Genomic DNA, 20,095 nt, shown 5'->3' on the forward strand with positions numbered 1-20,095 from the left:
TCGGGGAAATCGAATTGTTAGATAGAAAGATTTACGGAATGGATGTGTGGCATCGGCTTCGTCCTTCTGCGTAGCAGTTGCCAGTCTCGGTGGCGGCGGGCGACGCTGGCTACTCAGCCGAGGGCGCTCGTGCGCCAACAGGAGGCCCAAGGATGCGGTCGTGGCCGCCCTCGCAGCAGGCAACACGCGGTACACGCCCGTGAACGATGCGCCGGCGCTGCGCCAGGCCATCATCGCAAAGCTCCGTTGCGACCTCGATCAGGTGACGGTTGGGACCGAAGCAGGTCATCTACAACGCCTTGGTGGCACCGTCGGCGAAAGCGACGAGGTCATCCTCCCAGCACCTACTGGGTCTCGTATCCCGACATGGTGTTGGCCTGCGGCTGAACCCCGGTGGTCATCCGATCCCGGCGCCCTCCGGAAAGTGCTCATCCGGATCGTCGGCTTGACGCCCAACGACTACCGGCGGCGCTTTCGAAGCCGCCCGTTGACGATCTCCTGAACGACCGCTTTTAGGCCGTGCAGGAAATCAGCACATGTGCCCCGACCCCGAGTGAGGGATGGGTGGCACGCTCCGTCGCCAAAATGCAAGATCAGATTTCGATCAGGATCTTGCCGACTGCCTTGCCCCTCTCCTGTACCTCATGCGCTTCGGCAATGCGGTCGAGCGGCAGCTTCATCGCGATCTGCGGCCAGTAGGCCCCAGCCGCCACGCAGGCGGAGACCTCTTCGACTGCCTGGCGGAACGCATCCTCAGGGATCGTGTAGAAGAACACGAAGCGGAAGGCATAGCCCCCGAACATCGTCGATAGGAACGGCATCGACAACCTGATCGTCGGATCCTCCGTCGCGTAGGCCGTCGCGACGCCGCTCGGAGCGATGCAGGCGATATCGGCCTCGACGTTGGCTGCCAAATCGACGTCGACGATACGCTCGACGCCACGGCCGCCGGTCGCGGCCCTGATCCGTTCAGCGATGTCTTCCTGATGACGGTTGATCACGAGATCGGCGCCCGCCGCCGCTGCCACCGTGGCTTGCTCCTCGCGGCTCACGGTCGCCGCGACCCAGGCGCCCGCCCATTTGGCGAGGAGGATGGCCGCCGTGCCGACGGCTCCCGCGCCGCCCTGGACGAGAACGCGCTTTCCGCGCAGATCACCATCGGCGAAGAGGCAGCGATGGGCGGTGATGGCCGCGATGCCCAGTGAAGCCCCGCCATCAAACGACGCATTCTCGGCAAGAGGGGCCGCATGGGAGGAAGGAACCACCACGAACTCGGCCGCGGATCCGAACGCCTGGCCTGTCTGAGCCTTGAAAACCCAGACCCGTTCACCGATCCGCTCCTCGGACACGCCCGGCCCAACCTTGTCGATGATCCCGGCCGCATCCTGATGGGGAACGACACGGGGAAAGGGCATCGGCCTGCCGCCGAAGCCCGTTCTCGTCTTGATATCCGAGGGGTTCAGGCCGGAGACGGCCACCTTGACCCGGACCTCGCCGAACTGGGGCTCGGGATCAGGAAGAGAACCTATCTGGAGGACGTCCTTCGCGGCGCCCTGCCGGTCGTAGAAAGCAGCTCTCATTCTCGGTCTCCTGACATTTGCCAATGACCAAAGGGATATCGATGCCACAAGTGTTCTTGCAAGTAGGCAATATTCTTGCCTATAGGTGTATAAAGTACATCATTGGAGCTTCGCCTACAACTGTGCGGTGGAGGTGACGGTCGACGTGGCCGGCGGAAAGTGGAAACCGCTGATCATCTACGAACTCCTCAACGGCCCACGACGTGGTGAACTCCGGCGCATGGTGGGCGAGCCGAGCCAGCGCTCCATCACGATGCAACTCCGACAGCTCGAGACCGACGGCGTGGTCGAACGCCAGGTCTTTGCCGAAGTGCCGCCCCGCGTGGAGTACTCCCTCACAGAGTTCGGGAAGACGCTCGCGCCGGTTCTGAACGCGATGAAGGAGTGGGGCGAGACGTTTGCCGCCCGAAACGGCCTTGTTTGCGGGCCTGACGGCGAGGCACTTGAGGTCGCCCAACCGCGTGCATCCGCCGATCGGGATCACACATCGTCAAGGCGCTCGTAGAGGGCCGACAGGATCGAGGCCAAGTGCCATTGTCGGTTCGGGTGCATCTCCCAAGGCCAGCTTCGTGCCTCCACCACCCTAAGAGCGCGGCACCGCCTGAGGGGTGGTCTGCCCGCGTTATATCGTCTCGGAGCCTGAGTTGATCGGCTCACCCATCACGGTTCATCAAAGAGGGCACCACTGCCAACGTGATTGCCTTCTCTGGAACATCGAATGGTTCAACAAACGTTGGCTAGCCGATCGAGATCCTGATCCTCGCCGTTGTAGGCATCGACGACCCGCTCCATGCCGCTGTCGTTCCGGGCAACCGCGCGACCGAGGGTGCCGAAGAACCCGGCCAGTTCATCCGTGCCCGCGAAAAGTTCGAGAAGCCGCGCCGCATCTGCGTTGCCGGTTTGCGCCTCCAGTTCCAGAGCAGCGGCGATCGCCGAGAACTTGATGCCTTCGTTCGACTTGTCTTCTTTCGCCGCATGGTGAAGCGCCACGAGCTCCCAACCGTCATTCATGACCGGCGCGCCCGAACTGCCCGCCTCGGTGTCCGAACGATATTGGACGACCTGCGTGTTTTGGAACACCACCGTGTTGTTGCGGATCGCGACTTCCTTGAGGCGTCCATTTGGGTGCTGGATGACATTCAACTTGTCTTCGTCAGCTACCACAAAGGCCTGCCGCAGAAGCGGAATGCTGCCGAAGGTCGAGCCGGGTTGGCCTTCGACGGCGACAAACGTGACATCGAGACCGCCCTTGCCGCCGGTGGCGACGACAGGGCTGGTCCAGAAAAGGAGATCGGGACGCAGGCGAAAAGTTGAGACCTGTCGCACAGTCCCGTCGGGAAGGGCGGCGAAATCGAACAGCGCGCGACTGCGGGCGGTGACCTCCTTGCTGTTGAGGACGTGATGGTTGGTGCACAGTATACCCGGCGCGACCAGAAAACCGGATCCGCTCCAGGTGCCGGAGCGCCCTTTGTAGTCGATGCCAGAAGCGTCGATCTTGCAGACGGCGCGCGAGCGAGCTGCGCCTTCCTCCAGCCACCAGGCCGGGCGCCGATCGTTGGAGCCGACAACCTGTTCCAGGGTGACGGACAGCTGCTCGAACATGGTGCTGGCGTCGGCCGGCAGACCTTCGAACTTCGGGCTGCGAAGGCGTCGGGTCTTCTGGACATCACCGGGCAGGATGGCCAGATCCTTGATGCCCCAGTCCGCAGCGCTCTTAGGGACGGGGCCGGCGTCGGGCCGTTCCACCGCCATTTGCTGCTCGAACGAAAGATTTGCTTCTTGCGCTAATCCGCCATCTGGTCCCCCGAATCAGAAGTGATGCGCAACCTATAATCGTCGGAAACGACGGAAATGTTACCGTTGTGCAGATGGTCGGCCAAACCGCTACGTCGGCTTGGACTATCCCCAGGTGGCGCCGGCTGCGGCAACGTCATCGCCGTTCCTTTCGCGGTTCATGGGCGTGTCTCGCAGACCTGGCCGTGGCCTTCAACGTCGATGGCGATGATCTGGCGCCGCCGCGAGAGGAGACCAGTGACTTGCGCCATGGCAGCGATTGGCATTGAGCTTGCCGGCAAGAACGACGATGCGTTTGTCCTCGCCGAAGGACTCACGGTAAATGCCCTTCGGCCGACAGGGCTCACGCTCATCCGACATCGCGTCCCAAGTTAGAGTACCGCGTCGGACCCATCAGCGGTCTGTGTCTTGTCTTGGAGTCCGTAGAATTTGAGCGGAGCCTTTGTAGTGTTGTTTGGTGTTTTTTCGCCCAAAAGTCGCATAAGATTGCAGTGAGGAACGTCGGTCTACAGATTTTTTCCCCAGAGGGGCGCGAACCTTGTGCTCACCTGTTCATCGGTTACGGCTCTCGGCGTGACCCAGAGAGCTAGGAGAAGCCTCTGGGAGACTACAAGTGTAACACCATATTGGTTTAGCGGATCAAGCTTCGGTGGTAACCTCATGGGGTAGAGATACGACTCTGGAAGCCGAGCAATGGATCGCGATAGCAAACGGACACGTGCAGCTGGAAGTTCATCCCGCGACGGGAGGAGGGCCGAGGAACGGCGTAACCACCTTGACCTTCCATGCTCATCATCCAAAGCCTTTCGGCACTGACGGGCGCCTATGGCGAGGCTGGCAAGCAGAATTTTCTCAGCAATACCGGCCTGCAAGTGTTCATGGCCACGGCCGATGACGAGACTCCGAACTACATTTCCGCAGCTATCGGTGAATACACGTTTGAAGCCAAGTCGATTTCCTACAGCCAGGCGCGAACGTTCGATTGGAACATTCAGAATTCGCATCAAGGTGCACCGCTGTTGCGTCCCGAACAGGTTCGGCTGCTCGATGACGACTACGAGATTGTTCTCATCAAAGGTCTGCCACCATTGCAATTGAGGAAGGTGCGATATTTTTCGGACCGCATACTTAAACGCATCTTCGAAAGCCAGACAGGCGCCCTCCCGGAGCCGGCACCCTTGGTGAAAGCAGACGAGGGGCTCGGCAGAATCTCAACCCGATCAGGAACTGCGTGGATTGGCGCAGAACTTTGACGATACAGTTTGATGTGAGGCTAGTGTGGACCCGCGAAATAGTAACCCATCCCGGGTATCAGCTTTGTCACAGGTGCAGGACGCCGGCTTGGAAGAGGGGCAATCGGACCAGGCACGGCAAGTGGGCGATGAGCAGCACCTTGCCGAGGCCCGGAGGCTGTTCGATCAAGCTGACGAGTCGCCAACCAATCCAGAAGAGGTTCTGCGACTAGAACAATTGAGCGAAGGGCTTGAGCGACGGCAGGATGATCAAGCCGCCTCGTCTCTTTTCAGCGACCCAGGCATGCCCGCTGGACGGGGTGACCTCAACAGCATCGTGGCGGACGCTTTCGCAGCGGCCGGCTCTGGGTACGCCGGAGTTGAGGCCGCCGCCCCTCCAGCGTTAGCTGCCAGCCAACAGCAGATCCGGCCCTCGCCGGATGCGCTTGACCAGGGCAACCACCTGCCACCCGAGTGGGTGATCATCAACGATGAACATTACACAGCGCTGTTGCGGCCAGCGGAGAGGCAGAGGGCCCTGAATACGCCGCAAGCCGCCGCCATTCAGCCGCCGCTGAGCGAAATCGGCAATTCAGCCGGCCGCGTGCCGATGCAGCCTCCCAGGCAGCAGTTGCCATTGGAAGGGGTACCTGTTCAAGGGACATGGTCCGAACACATCGGAAGGCTGCATGCGGAGGCCGCGCCCTCCGCAAGGGCTGAGCCCCCCGCTGCCATCGAGAACTCCATAAACGTCTCATTCGCCGTCCCCAAAGGCTTCTCCCATGGGACTCAAGTCCCAGACGCGATGCTCTCTTTCTTGGACCGCCATGGCTCCTTGCCGGATGCGGGCCAGGCCCGGCAAGTGGGCTTTGAGCAGCACGTGGCCGAGCCGCGCCGAGCCGATCCTGTCGCGAATGGCGCCCGCGCTACCGGCTATCCCCATCTCTCCGGCGAACACCGGGACGTTATTGATAAGGCGATCACTCACGTTGCGGCTCAGCAAAAATATAGCGAGAGCACGGTCCGAAAATACACGTATGCACTTCGCCGATTGGCCAATGATCTCGGCGCTCGTGGCCAAGCGACTGATCTAAAAAATCACCAATCCCTGGTCGATCACGTCGATGCTTTCTTTCCGAAAAACGATGATATGAAGAGGGGGTTGAACGTCCTGCGTGCGTATCATGAGCCGGGCTATTCAGCGACTGCTGGCGCCCCTGCTACCCGCTATCCCCATCTGTCCGACGAACACCGAGACGTTATTGATAAGGCGATCGGCCACGCTGCGGCTCAGCAACACCATAGCGCGGAGACGCTTCGAATATACTCGTCTGCGCTTCGCCGATTGGCGAATGATCTCGGCGCTCGCGGCCAAGCGACTGATCTAAAAAATCACCAATCCCTGGTCGATCACGTCGATGCTTTCTTTCCGAAAAACAATGATATTAAGGATATAAAGCCGGCGTTGAAGGTCCTGCGTGCTTATCATGAGCCGGGCTATTCAGCGACTGGCCGGTGGCCAGTGACGGTGCCCTCAAAGGCAGACGCGTATGTCTTGGAACAAGTGACCAATGACAGCAGGTTGGCCTCAACCACCCGTGCTGTCTATGGTCGTAGTCTTCGCAGATTTTCTGAGGAGCTTGAGAGTCGGGGCCAGACGATCTCTGGGCTGGATCACGATTCGCGGATCAAATTCGCCGAGACGTTGTTTCCAGGCCACCCCTATCTCCGCTTGGCGCTGCAACGGGTTCGCGATATGGAGTCCGCGTCAGACACAAGCGTGACGGACGCTTTCGCAGCGGCCGGCTCTGGGCACGCCGGAGTTGAGGCCGCCGCCCCGCCAGCGTTAGCTGCCAGCCAACACCGGCCCTGGCCGGATGCGCTTGACCAGGGCAACCACCTGCCACCCGTTCCATTCGCCGTCCCCAAAGGCTTCTCTCATGGGACTCACCGCGTCCCAGACGCGATGCTCCCTTTCGTGGACCGCCACGACCCCTTGCCGAATGCGGGCCAGGCCCGGCAAGCGGGCTTTGAGCCGCACGTGGCCGAGCCGCGCCGAGCCGATCCTGTCGCGAGTGGCGCCCGTGCTACCGGCTATCCCCATCTTTCCGACGAACACCGGGACCTTATTGATAAGGCGATCGCCCACGTTGCGGCTCAGCAAAAATATAGCGAGAGCACGGTCCTAAAATACAGGTATGCACTTCGCCGATTGGCAAATGATCTCGGCGCTCGTGGCCAAGCGACTGACCTAAAAAATCACCAATCCCTGGTCGATCACGTCGATGCTTTTCTTCCGAATAAGGAGGAAATAAAGAGGGCGTTGAACGCCCTCCGTGCCTATCATGAGCCGGGCTATTCAGCGACTTCTGCTACCCGCTATCCCCATCTGTCGGACGAACACCGGGACGTGATTGATAAGGCGATCGCCCACGCTGCGGCTCAGCAACACCATAGCGCGCCGACGCTCGGAATATACTCGTCTGCGCTTCGCCGATTGGCGAATGATCTCGGCGCTCGTGGCCAAGCGACTGATCTAAAAAATCACCAATCCCTGGTCGATCACGTCGATACTTTCTTTCCGCAAAACAAGGACATAAAGCCGGCGTTGAACGTCCTGCGTGCGTATCATGAGCCGGGCTATTCAGCGACTGGCCGGTGGCCAGTGACGGCGCCCTCAAAGGCAGACGCGCATGTCTTGGAACAAGTGACCAGTGACAGCAGCTTGGCCTTAACCACCCGTCTTATCTATGGTCGTAATCTTCGCAATTTTCTAAGGCGCTTGAGAGTCAGGGCCAGACGATCTCTGGGCTGGATCATGATTCGCGGATCAAACTCGCCGAGGGGTTGTTTCCAGGCAATCGTTATCTCCGCTTGGCGTTGGGACGGGTTCGCGATGCGAAGCCCGCGTCAGACAGGATCGTGGCGGACGCTTTGGCAGCGGCCGGCTCTGGGCACGCCGGAGTTGAGGCCGCCCCGCCAGCGTTAGCTGCTAGCCAACAGCAGATCCGGCCCTCGCCGGATGCGCTTGACCAGGGCAACCTCCCGCCACCCGAGCGGTTCATCGTCAACAATGAACATTCGACGGCGCCGTTGCGGCCAGCGGAGAGGCAGTGGGCCCCGCAAGCCGCCGCCATTCAGCAGCCGCCGAGCGAAATCGGCAATTCAGGCGGCCGCGTGCCGATGCAGCCCCCCATGCAGCAGTTGGGTGAATTGCCATTGGCAGGGGTACCCGTTCAAGGCACAGGGGCCGAACATATCCGAAGGCTGCATGCGGAGGCCGCGCCCTCCGCAAGGTCTGAGGCGACCCCCGCTGCGCTCGAGGACTTCATAAACATCTCATTCGCCGTCCCCAAAGGTTTCTCCCATGGGACTCAACGCGTCCCAGAAGCGATGCTCCCTTTCCTGGATCACCAGGGCCTCTTGCCGGACGCGGACAAGCCGGAATGGAACTACGAGATTAAAGGTCACGGCTACACCGCCCGGAGGCCAGAAGGAGGCAACGACGTTTGGCTTGTCCATCGCGGTGCGATGAGGGAAGCTGCAGCGGCGGCAGTACCGGCAAGGGCTCCAGCACACGGCTTGCCTGCGACCGCCAGGCTGTCAGACACCTATCGCGGTGTTCCGTTGGTCGATCTGACCACCTCCTCCGATGCACAGATCGCAGCGCTTCCGTCAGGTTCGTCCAACCTTCCCGCGGGGGCGGTGCTCGGGGCCACCGAACTGCTGAGCGACGCCCATATCCAGAGGGATTACGAATTCCTCCAGCAGCAGTTGCAGCAGGCCGATCCAGCGCTCGCCGCCCGAACGCGGCTGGTGGATCCCTTGGTCTCCCAGCAACTGCGCCGTCACGACCGAGACGCGCAACATACGGTGCTGTCCATCTATCATCAAAACGACGTCGCAGCCGACTTCGTGTTCCTGCCGGTGAACAGTGGCAATCCTATGGCTACGGCGGAGAATGAGGGACGCAACGAGCATTGGTCGCTGCTGCTCGTAGATCGCCGCGACCCGGAAAGAGCGGTCGCCTATCACTACGACTCCATCCATCAGAGCTATCGACGGGGATACAATGACGCGCCTGCACGAGAGCTCGCAGCAAGACTGGACGCGACCACCGTGGTGACACCCGTCATGGCGCAGCAGAACAACGGTGTTGATTGCGGCGTCTTCGTGGTGGACGGCACGCGCGCGCTGGTTCAGAGATTGGCGAACCAAGAGTGGCCGGAACGGCAGCGGCCGCTGCACCTCGACAACCTCGTCGCCGATCGGCAGGCGCTGCAAAACCGACTGAGGCAGGGCCGCTTGCCGCACGAGCTTGCCGCAATCCCCGCGGAAGCTTTTGGAGCAGCCGGGTCGCAGGTGCAACACGCCGTCTTGCAAGAGCAGCAAGCCCGACAAGTCGCGCCAGCGCCGTTTGACCAGCACTTGAGCAAGTCGCGCGAGGCCCATGACGAGCTGACGCGTACACTTGACAGGAGCAACACCGGGGGCGTCATCATCAACACTGAACATTACGCAGCGCTGTTGCGGCCAGCGGAGAGGCAGAGGGCCCTGAATACGCCGCAAGCCACCGCCATTCAGCAGCCGCTGAGCGAAATCGGTAATTCAGGCGGCCGCGTGCCGATGCAGCCCCCCATGCAGCAGTTGGGTGAATTGCCATTGGAAGGGGTACCTGTTCAAGGGACAGGGTCCGAACACATCGGAAGGCTGCATGCGGAGGCCGCGCCCTTCGCAAGGTCTGAGGCACCCCCCGCTGCCATCGAGAACTCCATAAACGTCTCATTCGCCGTCCCCAAAGACTTCTCCCATGGGACTCAACCCGTCCCAGACGCGATGCTCTCTTCCTTGGACCGCCATGACCTCTTGCCGGTTGCGGGCCAGGCCCGGCAAGCGGGCTTTGAGCAGCACGTGGCCGAGCCGCGCCGAGCCGAACCTGTCGCGAGTGGCGCCCGTGCTACCCGCTATCCCCATCTGTCCGACGAACACCGGGACCTTATTGATCGGGCGATCACTCACGCTGCGGTTCAGCAAAAATATAGCGAGAGCACGGTCCGAATATACACGTCTGCACTTCGCCAATTGGCGAATGATCTCGGCGCTCGCGGCCAAGCGACTGATCTAAAAAATCACCAATCCCTGGTCGATCACGTCGATGCTTTCTTTCCGAAAAACGGTGATATAAAGACGGCATTGAACGTCCTGCGTGCGTATCATGAGCCGGGCTATTCGGCGCCTGGCCGGCGGCGAGTGCCGGTGCCCTCAAAGGCAGACGCGCAGGTCTTGGAACAAGTGGCCAGTGACAGCAGCTTGGCCTCAACCTCCCGTGTTGTCTATGGTCGTAGTCTTCGCAGATTTTCTGAAGCGCTGGAGAGTCGGGGCCTGACGATCTCTAGGCTGGATCATGATTCACGGATGAAATTCGCCGAGACGTTGCTTCCAGGCAGCCGCAATCTCCGCTGGGCGTTGGGACGGGTTCGCGATATGGAGTCTGCGTCAGACAGAAGCGTGACGGACGCTTTCGCGGCGGCCGGCTCTGGGCACGCCGGAGTTGAGGCCGCCGCCCCGCCAGCGTTAGCTGCCAGCCAACACCGGCCCTGGCCGGATGCGCTTGACCGGGGCAACCTCCTGCCACCCGAGCGGTTCATCATCAACAATGAACATTCGACGGCGCTGTTGCGGCCAGCGGAGAGGCAGAGGGCCCTGAATACGCCGCAAGCCGCCGCCATTCAGCCGCCGCTGAGCGAAATCGGCAATTCAGCCGGCCGCGTGCCGATGCAGCCTCCCAGGCAGCAGTTGCCATTGGAAGGGCTATCGGTTCAAGGGACAAGGTCCGAATACATCGGAAGGCTGCATGCGGAGGCCGCGCCCTTCGCAAGGTCTGAGGCATCCCCCGCTACGATCGAGAACTCCATAAACGTCTCATTCACCGTCCCCAAAGGCTTTCCCCATGGGACTCAACACGCCCCAGACGCGATGCTCTCTTTCTTGGACCGCCATGACCTCGTGCCGGATGCGGAAAAGCCGCAATGGAACTACGAGATTAAAGGTCAGGGCTACGCCGCCGAGAGGCCAGAAGGGCGCAACGACTTTTGGCTCGTCGATCGCGGTCCGATGAGTGCATCTGCAGCGGCAGCAGTACCGGCAAGGGCTCCAGGACCCGTCTCGCCAGCGACCGCGAGGCTGTCAGACACCTATCGCGGTGTTCCGTTGGTCGATCTGACCACCTCTTCCGATGCACGGATCGGAACGCTTCCGTCAGGCTCGTCTAACCTCCCCCGGGGGGCGGTTCTCGGGGCCACCGACCTGCTGGACGACGTCCATATCCACAGGGATTACCAGTTGCTGGAGCAGTACCTGCAGGCGGCCCACCCAGCGCTCGCCGCCCGAACAAGGCTGGTGGATCCCTTGGTCTCCCAGCAACTGCGCCGTCACGACGGGGACGTGCAAGGTAGGTTGCTGTCGATCTACCATCAAAACGACGCCCCAGCCGACTTCGTGTTCCTGCCGGTGAACAGTGGCAATCCTATGGCTACGGCGGAGAACGAGGGACGCACTGAGCATTGGTCGCTGCTGCTCGTTGATCGCCGCGACCCGGAAAGAACGGTCGCCTATCACTACGACTCCATCCATCAGAGCTATGGACGGGGATACAACAACGCGCCTGCAATAGAGCTCGCAACAAGACTGGACGCGACCACCCTGGTGACACCCGTCATGGCGCAGCAGAACAACGGTGTTGATTGCGGCGTCTTCGTGGTGGATGGCACGCGCGCGCTGGTTCAGAGATTGGCGAACCAAGAGTGGCCGGAACGGCAGCGGCCGCTGCACCTCGACGACCTCGTTGCCGACCGGCAGGCGCTGCAAAACCGACTGAGGCAGGGCCGCTTGCCGCACGAGCTTGCCGCAATCCCCGCGGAAGCTTTTGCAGCAGCCGGGTCGCAACAAGCCGTGTTGCAAGAGCAGCAAGCCCGACAAGTCGCGCCAGCGCCGTTTGACCAGCACTTGAGCAAGTCGCGCGAGGCCCAGCACGAGCTGACGAGTACACCTGACAGGAGCAACACCGGGGGCGTCATCATAAACACTGAACACTACACAGCGCTGTTGAGACCGGCGAAGAGGCAGAGGACCGATAATCCGCAAACCCTCGCCACGGGGCGGCAGGCGAGCGAAGCAACCACGACGCCCATCAGGCAAGCCTCCGATCAAGCCCGAGCGGACCTCATGGCTTCCTCCAGAAGCAGAGAGCGCTCCGACGCAGGGCGTTGAGCTCGATGGCCGGGATGAAGCAGAACAGCTCTTTGGCGACGGAGAGGCTGATGCGATCTCCGGACCGGTAGCTCTCGCCGTAATTGATCAGGCTGGCACTGTTGGCAGGCGACTGTAGGCCTGGAACTCGCCGATCGCCAGCCAGGAGCTGAGACGATCGCCGACCTCAAGATCGAGGACGATATCCGCGGCCGATCGGCCAATGAACGCCGTGCGATGCGTCAGGAAAATAGCCGCGCTATTGTCGCCGATCTTGAACCTTACTAAAAGCTCGGCCTGATCAGTCAGAAGACCAAGCTCGCCGAGGCAATCCGCTACACGCTCTCACGCTGGGAAGGCCTCTCGCGCTTCCTTGACGACGGCCGTATCGAGATCGATAGCAACACCGTCGAGCGCTCAATCCGTTCGATCGCGCTCAACCGCAAGAACGCGCTCTTCGCTGGCTCGACGGCGGTGCCGAACACTGGGCAGTCATTGCGTGCTGATCGAAACCTGCAAGCTCAATGGTGTCGAGCCACTCGGCTAGTCGCCGACGTCCTCACCAGGATCGTCAACAGCCATCCGAACAGCCAGATCAATGACCTGCTGCCTTTGGCCTACATCCGGGCGCCCGAGCTAAAGGCCGTGGCCTGAGAACACCGCTTACGCTTGATCAGCCTCGTCAGCCAATCTCCTGAATAGCTCCTGTCACGCGGCCAAGGTACCTCCGTAGCTAACGTCTACGTCAGCGTTGAAGAAGTACCCTGCACCACGGCATGTCTTGACTAGGCGAGGATTGGCCGCATCAGCCTCCAGCTTTCGACGCAAGCGCATGATTAGGACATCGATACTTCGATCGTACACCTCTTCTCCACGCACACGGCTCGCGAGCAAAAGCCGTTCTCTGGATAGCACGTTGCGGGGGTTCTCCAGAAATGCGATCAAGAGATTGAACTCACATGCGGTAAGCTTGACCTCGCCACGCTCCGCACAGATCAGTCGCCGCTGCTTCACGCTGAGCTTCCAGGCCCCAAAGCGAAATGAGCGCTGATCTCTGGTTCGCGGACTAGAAATGCGCTCGCGTAACGCTACTCGAATGCGGGCCAAGAATTCCCGCATCCCGAAAGGCTTGGGAATGAAATCGGTTGCGCCGAGCTCCAGTGCAACCACTTTTTCCGCCTCATCAAGCCGGTCGCCGCTGATCACTATGATAGGAACATCCGATTTTGTCGCCAGATTGCGGACAATCGCAAGTCCATCCTCCCGGCCTAGGTTAAGGTCAACAACCACGAGATCGACTGGCTCATGTGAAAGAACATAGTCAAACTGCTTGCTATCGTGGACTGCGGTTACCTTCAGGGCATGCATCGTGAGATACCCGGCGATGAGGCGCCGCATTGCGGCATCATCGTCAATGACAAGAACATGTTTCAACGGCACACCTTCAATCTTGAATCCCCTTGTCTAAACCTGTTGCCGAGCAACCCTGGGGCGCCGACGCAGAACAGCTGCCCCTTGATACCACTCGCCGTTGCGTGCGGCCAATGTGAGGCCGTGCTCGTCCTGGTCTTTTCATCCCTGGCGAATTGACCGCACCCAGGCCGCCCGTGGCCACCAGACAGGTCCAAGCGCCGAGATGACCCTGCCGTGTGGTCCTTCGCTTTTTCGCTTCGAGCTCCCCCGTTGGTGCAGGCCTGCCAATACCATTCGAGTTCGACCTCATGGATGCCAAGTTTCCTGCTATGCCCTTGCATCCTCGTCATCCTGGAGTTTGCGGACCTGGATCATCTCGACATCCTCCGGCTCGTGGATCCAGCTCGGACATGGTTGAGCAGCGCGGCGTTTGGTTGATCGGAGAGGCGGTCGGCGGAAGAAGACCGTGATTCGCTGCAGCGGCCTTGTGCCAAATAGTATGTCTCCTGCCAAGCCGGCTTCGTCCAAGGTGGCCGGCGGCCTCAAATGCTGTTCGGGCGACCGGCAGGTCGCCGGTTGCGGTGAACGTCCGGGCTAACATTTCTCAGTTACTGCAACTCCCTCCATCTGGAGGGTGTCACTATGCTTGTCCATTGCGCCGTCGCACTCCGTTAATGGCGTGCGGTTTTCTGCCGATGGGACTGTGCATGATCCACCCGTTGCCGGCGGCGGCCGAACAGCTGAACCAGGCTCGCACCAGGATGGGCTGCGCCGCCACGTCTTCCCCGTTGACCCTCGCCCCCGCGGATTTGCGCCTTCGAGCCAGCTTCGCGGACGAGCTCGCGTCTCAAGCAATGATCTGAGTGTGCAGGGCCGCGCATGGCTGCTCTTAAAGCACCGGCAGCATACCGGCAAAGTTGGGCTGCTTTATCGCCTTCGTCGATTCCCCACGGTGATCCCGAGCCTGAACAAACCCGCCAAGCTTCCCATTTTGTCCTTGGCTTGGCGCTGACAGAAGATCCCATCACCATCCATGACGACGAAGTCGCGGGCCCCGGTCCAAGAGCAACGGACGGCGGGGACGAGCAATCCTGCACAGGAGTCATCATACCAAGATGCTCCGGATGTCGCTGGCTGATCGGGCCCGCGCACTCACGCATGCGCAAGATGCTCACCCATGCTGACACGAACACGGTCTTTGCTTCAGTTGAAACCGAAAAGCTGAAATTGAACATCACAGAGTAACAAACCTCCCCGATAAGCGCGTGCCGGACAGGGCCAGAACTCGTCCGGCGGCTTGGAAAGGTAGGTGATAGGGAATGTTTATTGCAGCTTGGCCCCTGGCCATCGTCCTGTTGACATCCATGTCACTCCCAGCCGAGCCCGCGCCACTTTCTCCCCGTGAGTTCCACAGCCTGTCGCGCAAATGCGCTCCATGGGTTGCGCCGTCCACCCTCGCCGCGATTGCCAAGGTTGAAAGTGGCTTTGAAACACTGGTGGCTCATGACAACACCACAGGTGAGCAGCTTCGCTGGATAGATCACCTGGAAGCCACGCGGGGCATCAAGCACCGCCTCGAAGCACAACATTCTGTCGACGTTGGATTGATGCAGATAAACAGCAACAACTTTCCCATACTCAATCTCACGCCGGAAAAGGCTTTCGAGCCCTGCGCCTCGCTTTCGGCTGCCGCCCACTTACTTGAAAGCCGGTATGCCGGCGGCGCGACTGCTTTGGCGCAGCAACTGGCGCTTCGCCGTGCCATCTCGGCCTATAACACGGGCGACGTCACGCGTGGCTTCGCCAACGGTTATGTACGCAAGGTCGAGTCGGCCGCAAAGGACATGTCAAGTCTCCTTGAGCGAACGCTGGAGCCCACCGCTCAAGATGTGCCAGACCTCGAGGCACCCGGTCGGAAAGACGTGCCGCCTCTGCTCCAACAGAGCCAACAGGCCAATAGAAAGCAGCCCAACCAAAATTCCTGGGACATCTGGGGCTCCTATCAGTCAAACCGCTCCGGGGCCGATCCCTCCGGTCCGACAGGCAGCCAGGCTGCGGAAGAGCGGGAACCCTCGAACCCGAACAAACTCGTATTCGATTGAATCATGGAGATGCAATGATGAAGCCACTCAAAATATTTCGTGCGTTTAAAACGCGTGTTCCTTTGCCTTTTTTCATGCTGCGCATGGCGGCTGAATATGTACCGGCCGCTGCTGCGGGCGTTGCGTGGACGGTCTTGTCCAGCGGGCCAGCCGCGGCCCAGGTGACCGGAGGGACGGATCCTGCCAAGATGGTCCAGAATATCTGCACCTTCATACTTGGCCCCTTCGGACAATCGCTGGCCGTGCTCGGACTCGTGGCCATCGGTATCTCCTGGATGTTCGGTCGTGCTTCACTTGGCCTGGTTGCGGGCGTCGTTGGAGGAATCGTCATCATGTTTGGCGCCAGCTTCCTGGGCAAGGCGCTCATAGGCGGCGGCTGATGAGCGACCGGTTGGAAGTGAGCACCCTCTATGTGGCGGCGACACGCCCCGCACTTTTTCTGGGGGTGCCGCTGACGCTGGCCGGAGCGCTCATGATGTTGGCGGGGCTCGTCATCATTATCCTTAAGAACCCACTTTATGAAATCGTGCTCGTGCCACTCTGGTTCGGAGCACGGCTGATCGTTGAGCGTGACTATAACGCCGCAAGCGTCGCGTTCCTCTATTTGCAGACCGCCGGCAGAAGCGTGGACGGACAGGTCTGGGGCGGCGCGAGCGTCAGCGCCAATCCGATCAGAGTGCCGAAACGCGGAAGAGGAATGGTGTAATGTTTGGCGCCAGTGGCCGGACCGAGAGATCTGGCGAGATCTACCTTCCGTATGTCGGTCATCTAAGCGATCAGGTTGTCCTTCTGGAGGACGGATCGATCATGGCCATGGCACATGTGAACGGGCTGCCGTTTGATTTGGAGGACGCTGAGATGCGCAACTCGCGCTGCCGCGCGTTCAACACTCTCTTGCGCAACATCGCCGACGACAATGTCACGCTATACGCCCATCTTGTGCGAAACAACGATGTGCCGGAGCCGGCATCGCGCCAGTTTCAAAGCGCATTCGCTGACAGTCTGAACGAGGCCTATGAGAGCCGTGTGCTGTCGGGCAAGCTGTTTCGCAACGATCACTTCCTCACTGTCGTCGTGTTCCCCCGCACCGCAATCGGCAAGATCGGCTGGCGCATTGCCAAATCCCCCAGACGCAATGACAACGATCTGGCCACACAAATTCGAAGCCTGGAGGACCTCTGGCAGATCATTGCTGGGTCGCTCGGCGGTTACGGTCTGCGCCGGTTGGGTATTCGTGAGAAAGGCAACGTGCTCTTCACGGAAATCGGTGAGGCGCTTCGGCTGATAATGACGTGCCGGTTTCTCCCGGTTCCGATGGTTACCGGCTCACTTGGCGCCTCGATCTACACTGACCAAGTCATCTGCGGGAAGCGGGCGCTTGAGATTCGACGACCCGGGGGCAGCTCCGTGGGATCATTGTTTTCGTTCCGTGAATATCCCGCGACCACGCGGCCAGGCATGCTAAATCCCTTGCTGTCCGCCAACTTTCCGCTTGTCCTCAGCCAGAGCTTTTCCTTCCTCACTCGGCCACAAGCTCATGCGAAGCTTAGCCTTAAGTCCAGCCAGATGACGAGCGCCGGCGACAAGGCTCTCACCCAGATCAATGAACTTGCCGAGGCAGAGGACGCACTGGCAAGCAACGAGTTCGTCATGGGTTCGCATCATCTGAGCCTGTGCGTCCATGCCGACAGCCTCAACAGCCTTGCAGATCGTGCAGCAAATGCGCGCGCAAGGCTGGCCGACGCGGGCGCCGTTATCGTCCAAGAGGGTATCGGCATGGAGGCCGCGTACTGGTCCCAACTTCCGGGGAACAACAGGTGGCGCACACGCCCGGGGGCGATCACCTCGCACAATTTTGCCGGGCTTGTGTCATTTGAAAACTTCCCAAGCGGTTCCACTTCCGGCCACTGGGGCAAAGCGGTTGCGCGCTTTCGCACGAACGGTGGAACTTCTTTCGACTACATCCCCCATGAGGATGACGTCGGCATGACGGCGATATTCGGGCCCGTCGGCAAAGGCAAGACGACGCTGATGACCTTTATCCTCGCGATGCTTGAGCAAAGCCTGGTCGATCGCGATGGTGCCATCGTATTTTTCGATAAGGACCGGGGTGGTGAACTGCTGGTGCGAGCCACGGGGGGGACATATCTAGCCTTGCGCAGAGGCGCTCCGAGCGGCTTGGCCCCCTTGCGTGGACTGGACAACACCTCCGCCTCGTTGGACTTTCTGCGCGAATGGTTGATGGCCCTAATCGAGAGTGACGGCCGTGGTCCGATCTCGCCGGAGGAAAGCCGTCGACTAGAACGTGGCATTGTTCGTCAACTTTCGTTCGAACCCGTCATGCGCTCAATTGCGGGCCTACGCGAATTTCTGCTGCACAGCCCCTCCGAGGGCGCAGGAGCACGGCTGCAGCGGTGGTGTAGAGGGAATGCGCTTGGATGGGCCTTTGACGGCGATGTCGACGAAGTAAGACTGGATGCCTCCATTACAGGCTTCGACATGACGCAGCTCCTGGAATTTGAGGAGGTCTGCGCGCCGGCTGCCGCATATCTTCTGCACCGCGTGGGCGCTGTTGTCGATGGCCGTCGGTTTGTCATGAGCTGCGACGAATTTCGCTTCTATCTGCTCAACCCCCAGTTCTCGGCTGTGATCGACAAGTTCTTGCTCACCGTCCGCAAAAACAACGGGATGTTGATACTCGCAACGCAGCAGCCTGAACACGTGCTTCAATCGCCCCTCGGAGCTAGTCTCGTTGCACAATGCATGACGAAGATTTTCTACCCATCACCGACGGCGGATCGGGCTGCGTATGTCGATGGCTTGAAGTGCACCACGCAGGAGTTCGAGGCAATCCGCCAGGGAATGGCAATTGGCAGCCGCAAGTTTTTGCTCAAGCGCGACAGCGGGAGTGTTGTTTGCGAATTCGACCTTGGGCAGATGCGCGAGTATGTAGCCGTACTCTCGGGGCGGGCCAACACCGTGCGCTTTGCCGACCAGCTTCGTGACCAGTACGGAGATGCCCCAAGTGGGTGGCTCGACAAGTTCATGGCTCGTTACCACGAAATTCAAGACTGACGGAGGAATATTCATGAGATTTGCCAAGCTTGCAGCAACAACGCTTGCTGCTTCCTTTCTGCTTAGCACACAGGCCCGGTCGCAATTTGTCGTCAGCGACCCGTTAACAGAAACACAAGTGACCTTAACAGCGGTTTCCAATGCGGCGATCCTTGAGAGGTCAATCGCGACGCTCGCTACCACGATCGAAATGGTGGATATGCTAAAGTCGTCATTCGGTGTCACAGGACTGTTGGGCGCACTGAACCAAGGAAATCACTACCCGTCGAGCAATAAGCTGGAGGGGCAGATGTTTGATGCTCGGGCGCCAGTTTCGACCATGGCGCGTAACATTGCGCAGGACCCAACTCGGATAGTCACCGGCACCGATGCAGAAGGGAAACTGTTAGAGGGGCAAATCGCTGGTGCCGCCAATGCCGCAGGTCTTGCAGCCGACACTCTGGACGTAATGGACAAGCGCCTTAGGGCTAACGACAACACGCTTGGTCAGCTTTCCAGCTCGAGAAATATTGTGCAGGCCACCGTGACCAACGGTCTGGTCCTCAAGCAGATTCACGATGCGATCATCCAAAATGTCCAGGCCACCAGTCTGCTGACGATGGCCACTGCACAAGGGAGCCTTCACGCAGTGGAGGAGGCCGCCACGCAGCGTCGGGAACGCCAGGACACCGCCAAGATGTTCAGCCTGCCGTGAACCACACAGAGTTCATCCGGCTCAACTCCGCTGATCAGGGACAAATCAGGCTCATGCCATGAATTTCAGCATTCCCGCGCCATTCACGGCCATACACACGGTCTTTCATGTGGCCTTCACGTCAGGGCTGCACAACGTGCTTGAAAAAATCCAAGAGGCGATCAGCGCGCCTCTGGTTGCTTGTGTGACGCTTTGGATAATAATCCAAGGCTGTCTGGTCATGCGTGGTCAAGTCGATGCGCGTGGAGGTATCTCTCGCGTAATCATGGTGTCGATTGTCGTCGGCCTTATCTTAGGGCAGGCCAACTACCAGAAATACATTGAAACGGTGTTCGACGACACGATTCCAAGGCTTGCTCACCAGATGAGTAGCAGCGACTTACCCTTCGTCGATATTCCCCGGAAGCTCGACTGGATGTTTGCTTCAACTCAGTATGCCTTTCAGATGATTGCATCCGAAATCGGGCCTATGAACGGCCAGGACACACTTGCTTTCGAGGGAGCGCAATGGATTTTCTACGGCTCGCTGTGGACAGCGTTCGAAATCTATGATGCCGTTGGAATTTTGACGAAGGTGCTCTTGGCGATCGGCCCCCTGGTTCTTGTCGGCTACCTTTTTGATCACACTCGAGACATGGCTACCAGATGGATCGGCCAACTTGTCTCGTACGGGCTGCTGCTTCTCCTTCTCAACATCGTTGCGACGATAGTTATCGCGGCCGAAGCAGTCGCGCTGACAGCCATGCTTGTTATGATCAAATTCTCGAGCACGACAGCAGCCAAGATCATCGGGCTTTACGAGATCGACATGCTTTTCCTGGCTGGCGACGCTCTGATCGTCGCACTTCCGACGATCGCCAGCAGCATCGCCGGCGGCTCTTGGTCAGGGGCGAACCGAGCTCCAAACAACCTCAATCGCTACTTTGCCAAAACGGCACGTGGTTAATCAATCAACAA

General features: G+C 59.9%; 14 protein-coding genes and 2 pseudogenes. 13 read left to right on the forward strand and 3 right to left on the reverse strand.

What is annotated here, in order from left to right; translation table 11 throughout:
• Nucleotides 1–160: 160 nt before the first annotated feature.
• Nucleotides 161–502, forward strand: a complete 342-nt coding sequence (locus AC0L28_RS18770) for a hypothetical protein (RefSeq protein ID WP_473479348.1) — start codon at nt 161–163, stop codon at nt 500–502.
• 91 nt (nt 503–593) lie between these two features.
• Here the strand turns inward: AC0L28_RS18770 and AC0L28_RS18775 are convergent, their stop codons facing one another.
• Nucleotides 594–1,580, reverse strand: a complete 987-nt coding sequence (locus AC0L28_RS18775; RefSeq protein WP_473479350.1) for an NADPH:quinone reductase — start codon at nt 1,578–1,580, stop codon at nt 594–596.
• 85 nt (nt 1,581–1,665) lie between these two features.
• On the opposite strand from AC0L28_RS18775, the gene AC0L28_RS18780 reads away from it, so the two are divergent.
• Complete coding sequence (locus AC0L28_RS18780; RefSeq protein WP_473479352.1) at nt 1,666–2,085, forward strand: winged helix-turn-helix transcriptional regulator; 420 nt, start codon at nt 1,666–1,668, stop codon at nt 2,083–2,085.
• Nucleotides 2,086–2,303: 218 nt separating this feature from the next.
• On the opposite strand, the gene AC0L28_RS18785 is transcribed toward AC0L28_RS18780, so the two are convergent.
• A complete protein-coding gene (locus AC0L28_RS18785; RefSeq protein ID WP_473479355.1) occupies nt 2,304–3,332 on the reverse strand; it encodes a trypsin-like serine peptidase in 1,029 nt (342 codons plus the stop codon).
• 827 nt (nt 3,333–4,159) lie between these two features.
• On the opposite strand from AC0L28_RS18785, the pseudogene AC0L28_RS18790 reads away from it, so the two are divergent.
• The 4 genes and pseudogenes from AC0L28_RS18790 to AC0L28_RS18805 form a co-directional block, all read left to right on the forward strand.
• Nucleotides 4,160–4,627: pseudogene (locus AC0L28_RS18790) on the forward strand (type IV secretory system conjugative DNA transfer family protein); the annotation flags it as partial.
• 88 nt (nt 4,628–4,715) lie between these two features.
• Entirely contained in the window at nt 4,716–7,595 is a 2,880-nt protein-coding gene (locus AC0L28_RS18795; protein ID WP_473479357.1) for a hypothetical protein, read from the forward strand.
• Nucleotides 7,596–7,801: 206 nt separating this feature from the next.
• Entirely contained in the window at nt 7,802–11,875 is a 4,074-nt protein-coding gene (locus tag AC0L28_RS18800; protein WP_473479359.1) for a Ulp1 family isopeptidase, read from the forward strand.
• Nucleotides 11,876–12,002: 127 nt separating this feature from the next.
• Nucleotides 12,003–12,508 (forward strand): annotated as a pseudogene (locus AC0L28_RS18805) (IS66 family transposase); the annotation flags it as partial.
• 54 nt (nt 12,509–12,562) lie between these two features.
• Here the strand turns inward: AC0L28_RS18805 and virG are convergent.
• On the reverse strand, nt 12,563–13,288 hold the full coding sequence (gene virG / locus AC0L28_RS18810) for a two-component system response regulator VirG (RefSeq protein WP_473479361.1): 726 nt from the start codon (nt 13,286–13,288) through the stop codon (nt 12,563–12,565).
• A gap of 858 nt (nt 13,289–14,146) precedes the next feature.
• On the opposite strand from virG, the gene AC0L28_RS18815 reads away from it, so the two are divergent.
• The 7 genes from AC0L28_RS18815 to AC0L28_RS18845 all read left to right on the forward strand — a co-directional run bounded on the left by AC0L28_RS18815 (nt 14,147) and on the right by AC0L28_RS18845 (nt 20,084).
• Complete coding sequence (locus tag AC0L28_RS18815; protein WP_473479364.1) at nt 14,147–14,512, forward strand: hypothetical protein; 366 nt, start codon at nt 14,147–14,149, stop codon at nt 14,510–14,512.
• A gap of 74 nt (nt 14,513–14,586) precedes the next feature.
• Nucleotides 14,587–15,369 (forward strand): type IV secretion system lytic transglycosylase VirB1, encoded by a 783-nt coding sequence (locus AC0L28_RS18820; RefSeq protein ID WP_473479366.1) that lies wholly within the window; start codon nt 14,587–14,589, stop codon nt 15,367–15,369.
• Between the two features lie 14 nt (nt 15,370–15,383).
• The gene (gene virB2 / locus AC0L28_RS18825) at nt 15,384–15,749 is read left to right on the forward strand and encodes a pilin major subunit VirB2 (RefSeq protein WP_473479368.1); all 366 of its coding nucleotides are present in this window, start codon (nt 15,384–15,386) and stop codon (nt 15,747–15,749) included.
• The gene (locus AC0L28_RS18830) at nt 15,749–16,075 is read left to right on the forward strand and encodes a type IV secretion system protein VirB3 (RefSeq protein WP_473479370.1); all 327 of its coding nucleotides are present in this window, start codon (nt 15,749–15,751) and stop codon (nt 16,073–16,075) included. Before virB2 ends, AC0L28_RS18830 begins: the two co-directional genes overlap by 1 nt.
• Nucleotides 16,075–18,444 (forward strand): type IV secretion/conjugal transfer ATPase VirB4, encoded by a 2,370-nt coding sequence (virB4, locus tag AC0L28_RS18835; protein ID WP_473479372.1) that lies wholly within the window; start codon nt 16,075–16,077, stop codon nt 18,442–18,444. Before AC0L28_RS18830 ends, virB4 begins: the two co-directional genes overlap by 1 nt.
• 13 nt (nt 18,445–18,457) lie before the next feature.
• On the forward strand, nt 18,458–19,138 hold the full coding sequence (locus AC0L28_RS18840) for a TrbJ/VirB5 family protein (RefSeq protein ID WP_473479374.1): 681 nt from the start codon (nt 18,458–18,460) through the stop codon (nt 19,136–19,138).
• Between the two features lie 58 nt (nt 19,139–19,196).
• Entirely contained in the window at nt 19,197–20,084 is an 888-nt protein-coding gene (locus AC0L28_RS18845) for a type IV secretion system protein (protein WP_473479378.1), read from the forward strand.
• Nucleotides 20,085–20,095 lie beyond the last annotated feature (11 nt).

This window comes from Mesorhizobium sp. WSM4847, assembly GCF_055811335.1.

Coding starts and splice junctions, on each gene's coding strand:
- AC0L28_RS18775 (WP_473479350.1), bottom strand. CDS start 1,580: ATGAGAGCTGCTTTCTACGACCGGCAGGGCGCCGCGAAGGACGTCCTC.
- AC0L28_RS18785 (WP_473479355.1), bottom strand. CDS start 3,332: ATGGCGGTGGAACGGCCCGACGCCGGCCCCGTCCCTAAGAGCGCTGCG.
- AC0L28_RS18800 (WP_473479359.1), top strand. CDS start 7,802: ATGCAGCAGTTGGGTGAATTGCCATTGGCAGGGGTACCCGTTCAAGGC.
- AC0L28_RS18815 (WP_473479364.1), top strand. CDS start 14,147: ATGGCTGCTCTTAAAGCACCGGCAGCATACCGGCAAAGTTGGGCTGCT.
- AC0L28_RS18820 (WP_473479366.1), top strand. CDS start 14,587: ATGTTTATTGCAGCTTGGCCCCTGGCCATCGTCCTGTTGACATCCATG.
- virB2 (WP_473479368.1), top strand. CDS start 15,384: ATGATGAAGCCACTCAAAATATTTCGTGCGTTTAAAACGCGTGTTCCT.
- AC0L28_RS18830 (WP_473479370.1), top strand. CDS start 15,749: ATGAGCGACCGGTTGGAAGTGAGCACCCTCTATGTGGCGGCGACACGC.
- virB4 (WP_473479372.1), top strand. CDS start 16,075: ATGTTTGGCGCCAGTGGCCGGACCGAGAGATCTGGCGAGATCTACCTT.
- AC0L28_RS18840 (WP_473479374.1), top strand. CDS start 18,458: ATGAGATTTGCCAAGCTTGCAGCAACAACGCTTGCTGCTTCCTTTCTG.
- AC0L28_RS18845 (WP_473479378.1), top strand. CDS start 19,197: ATGAATTTCAGCATTCCCGCGCCATTCACGGCCATACACACGGTCTTT.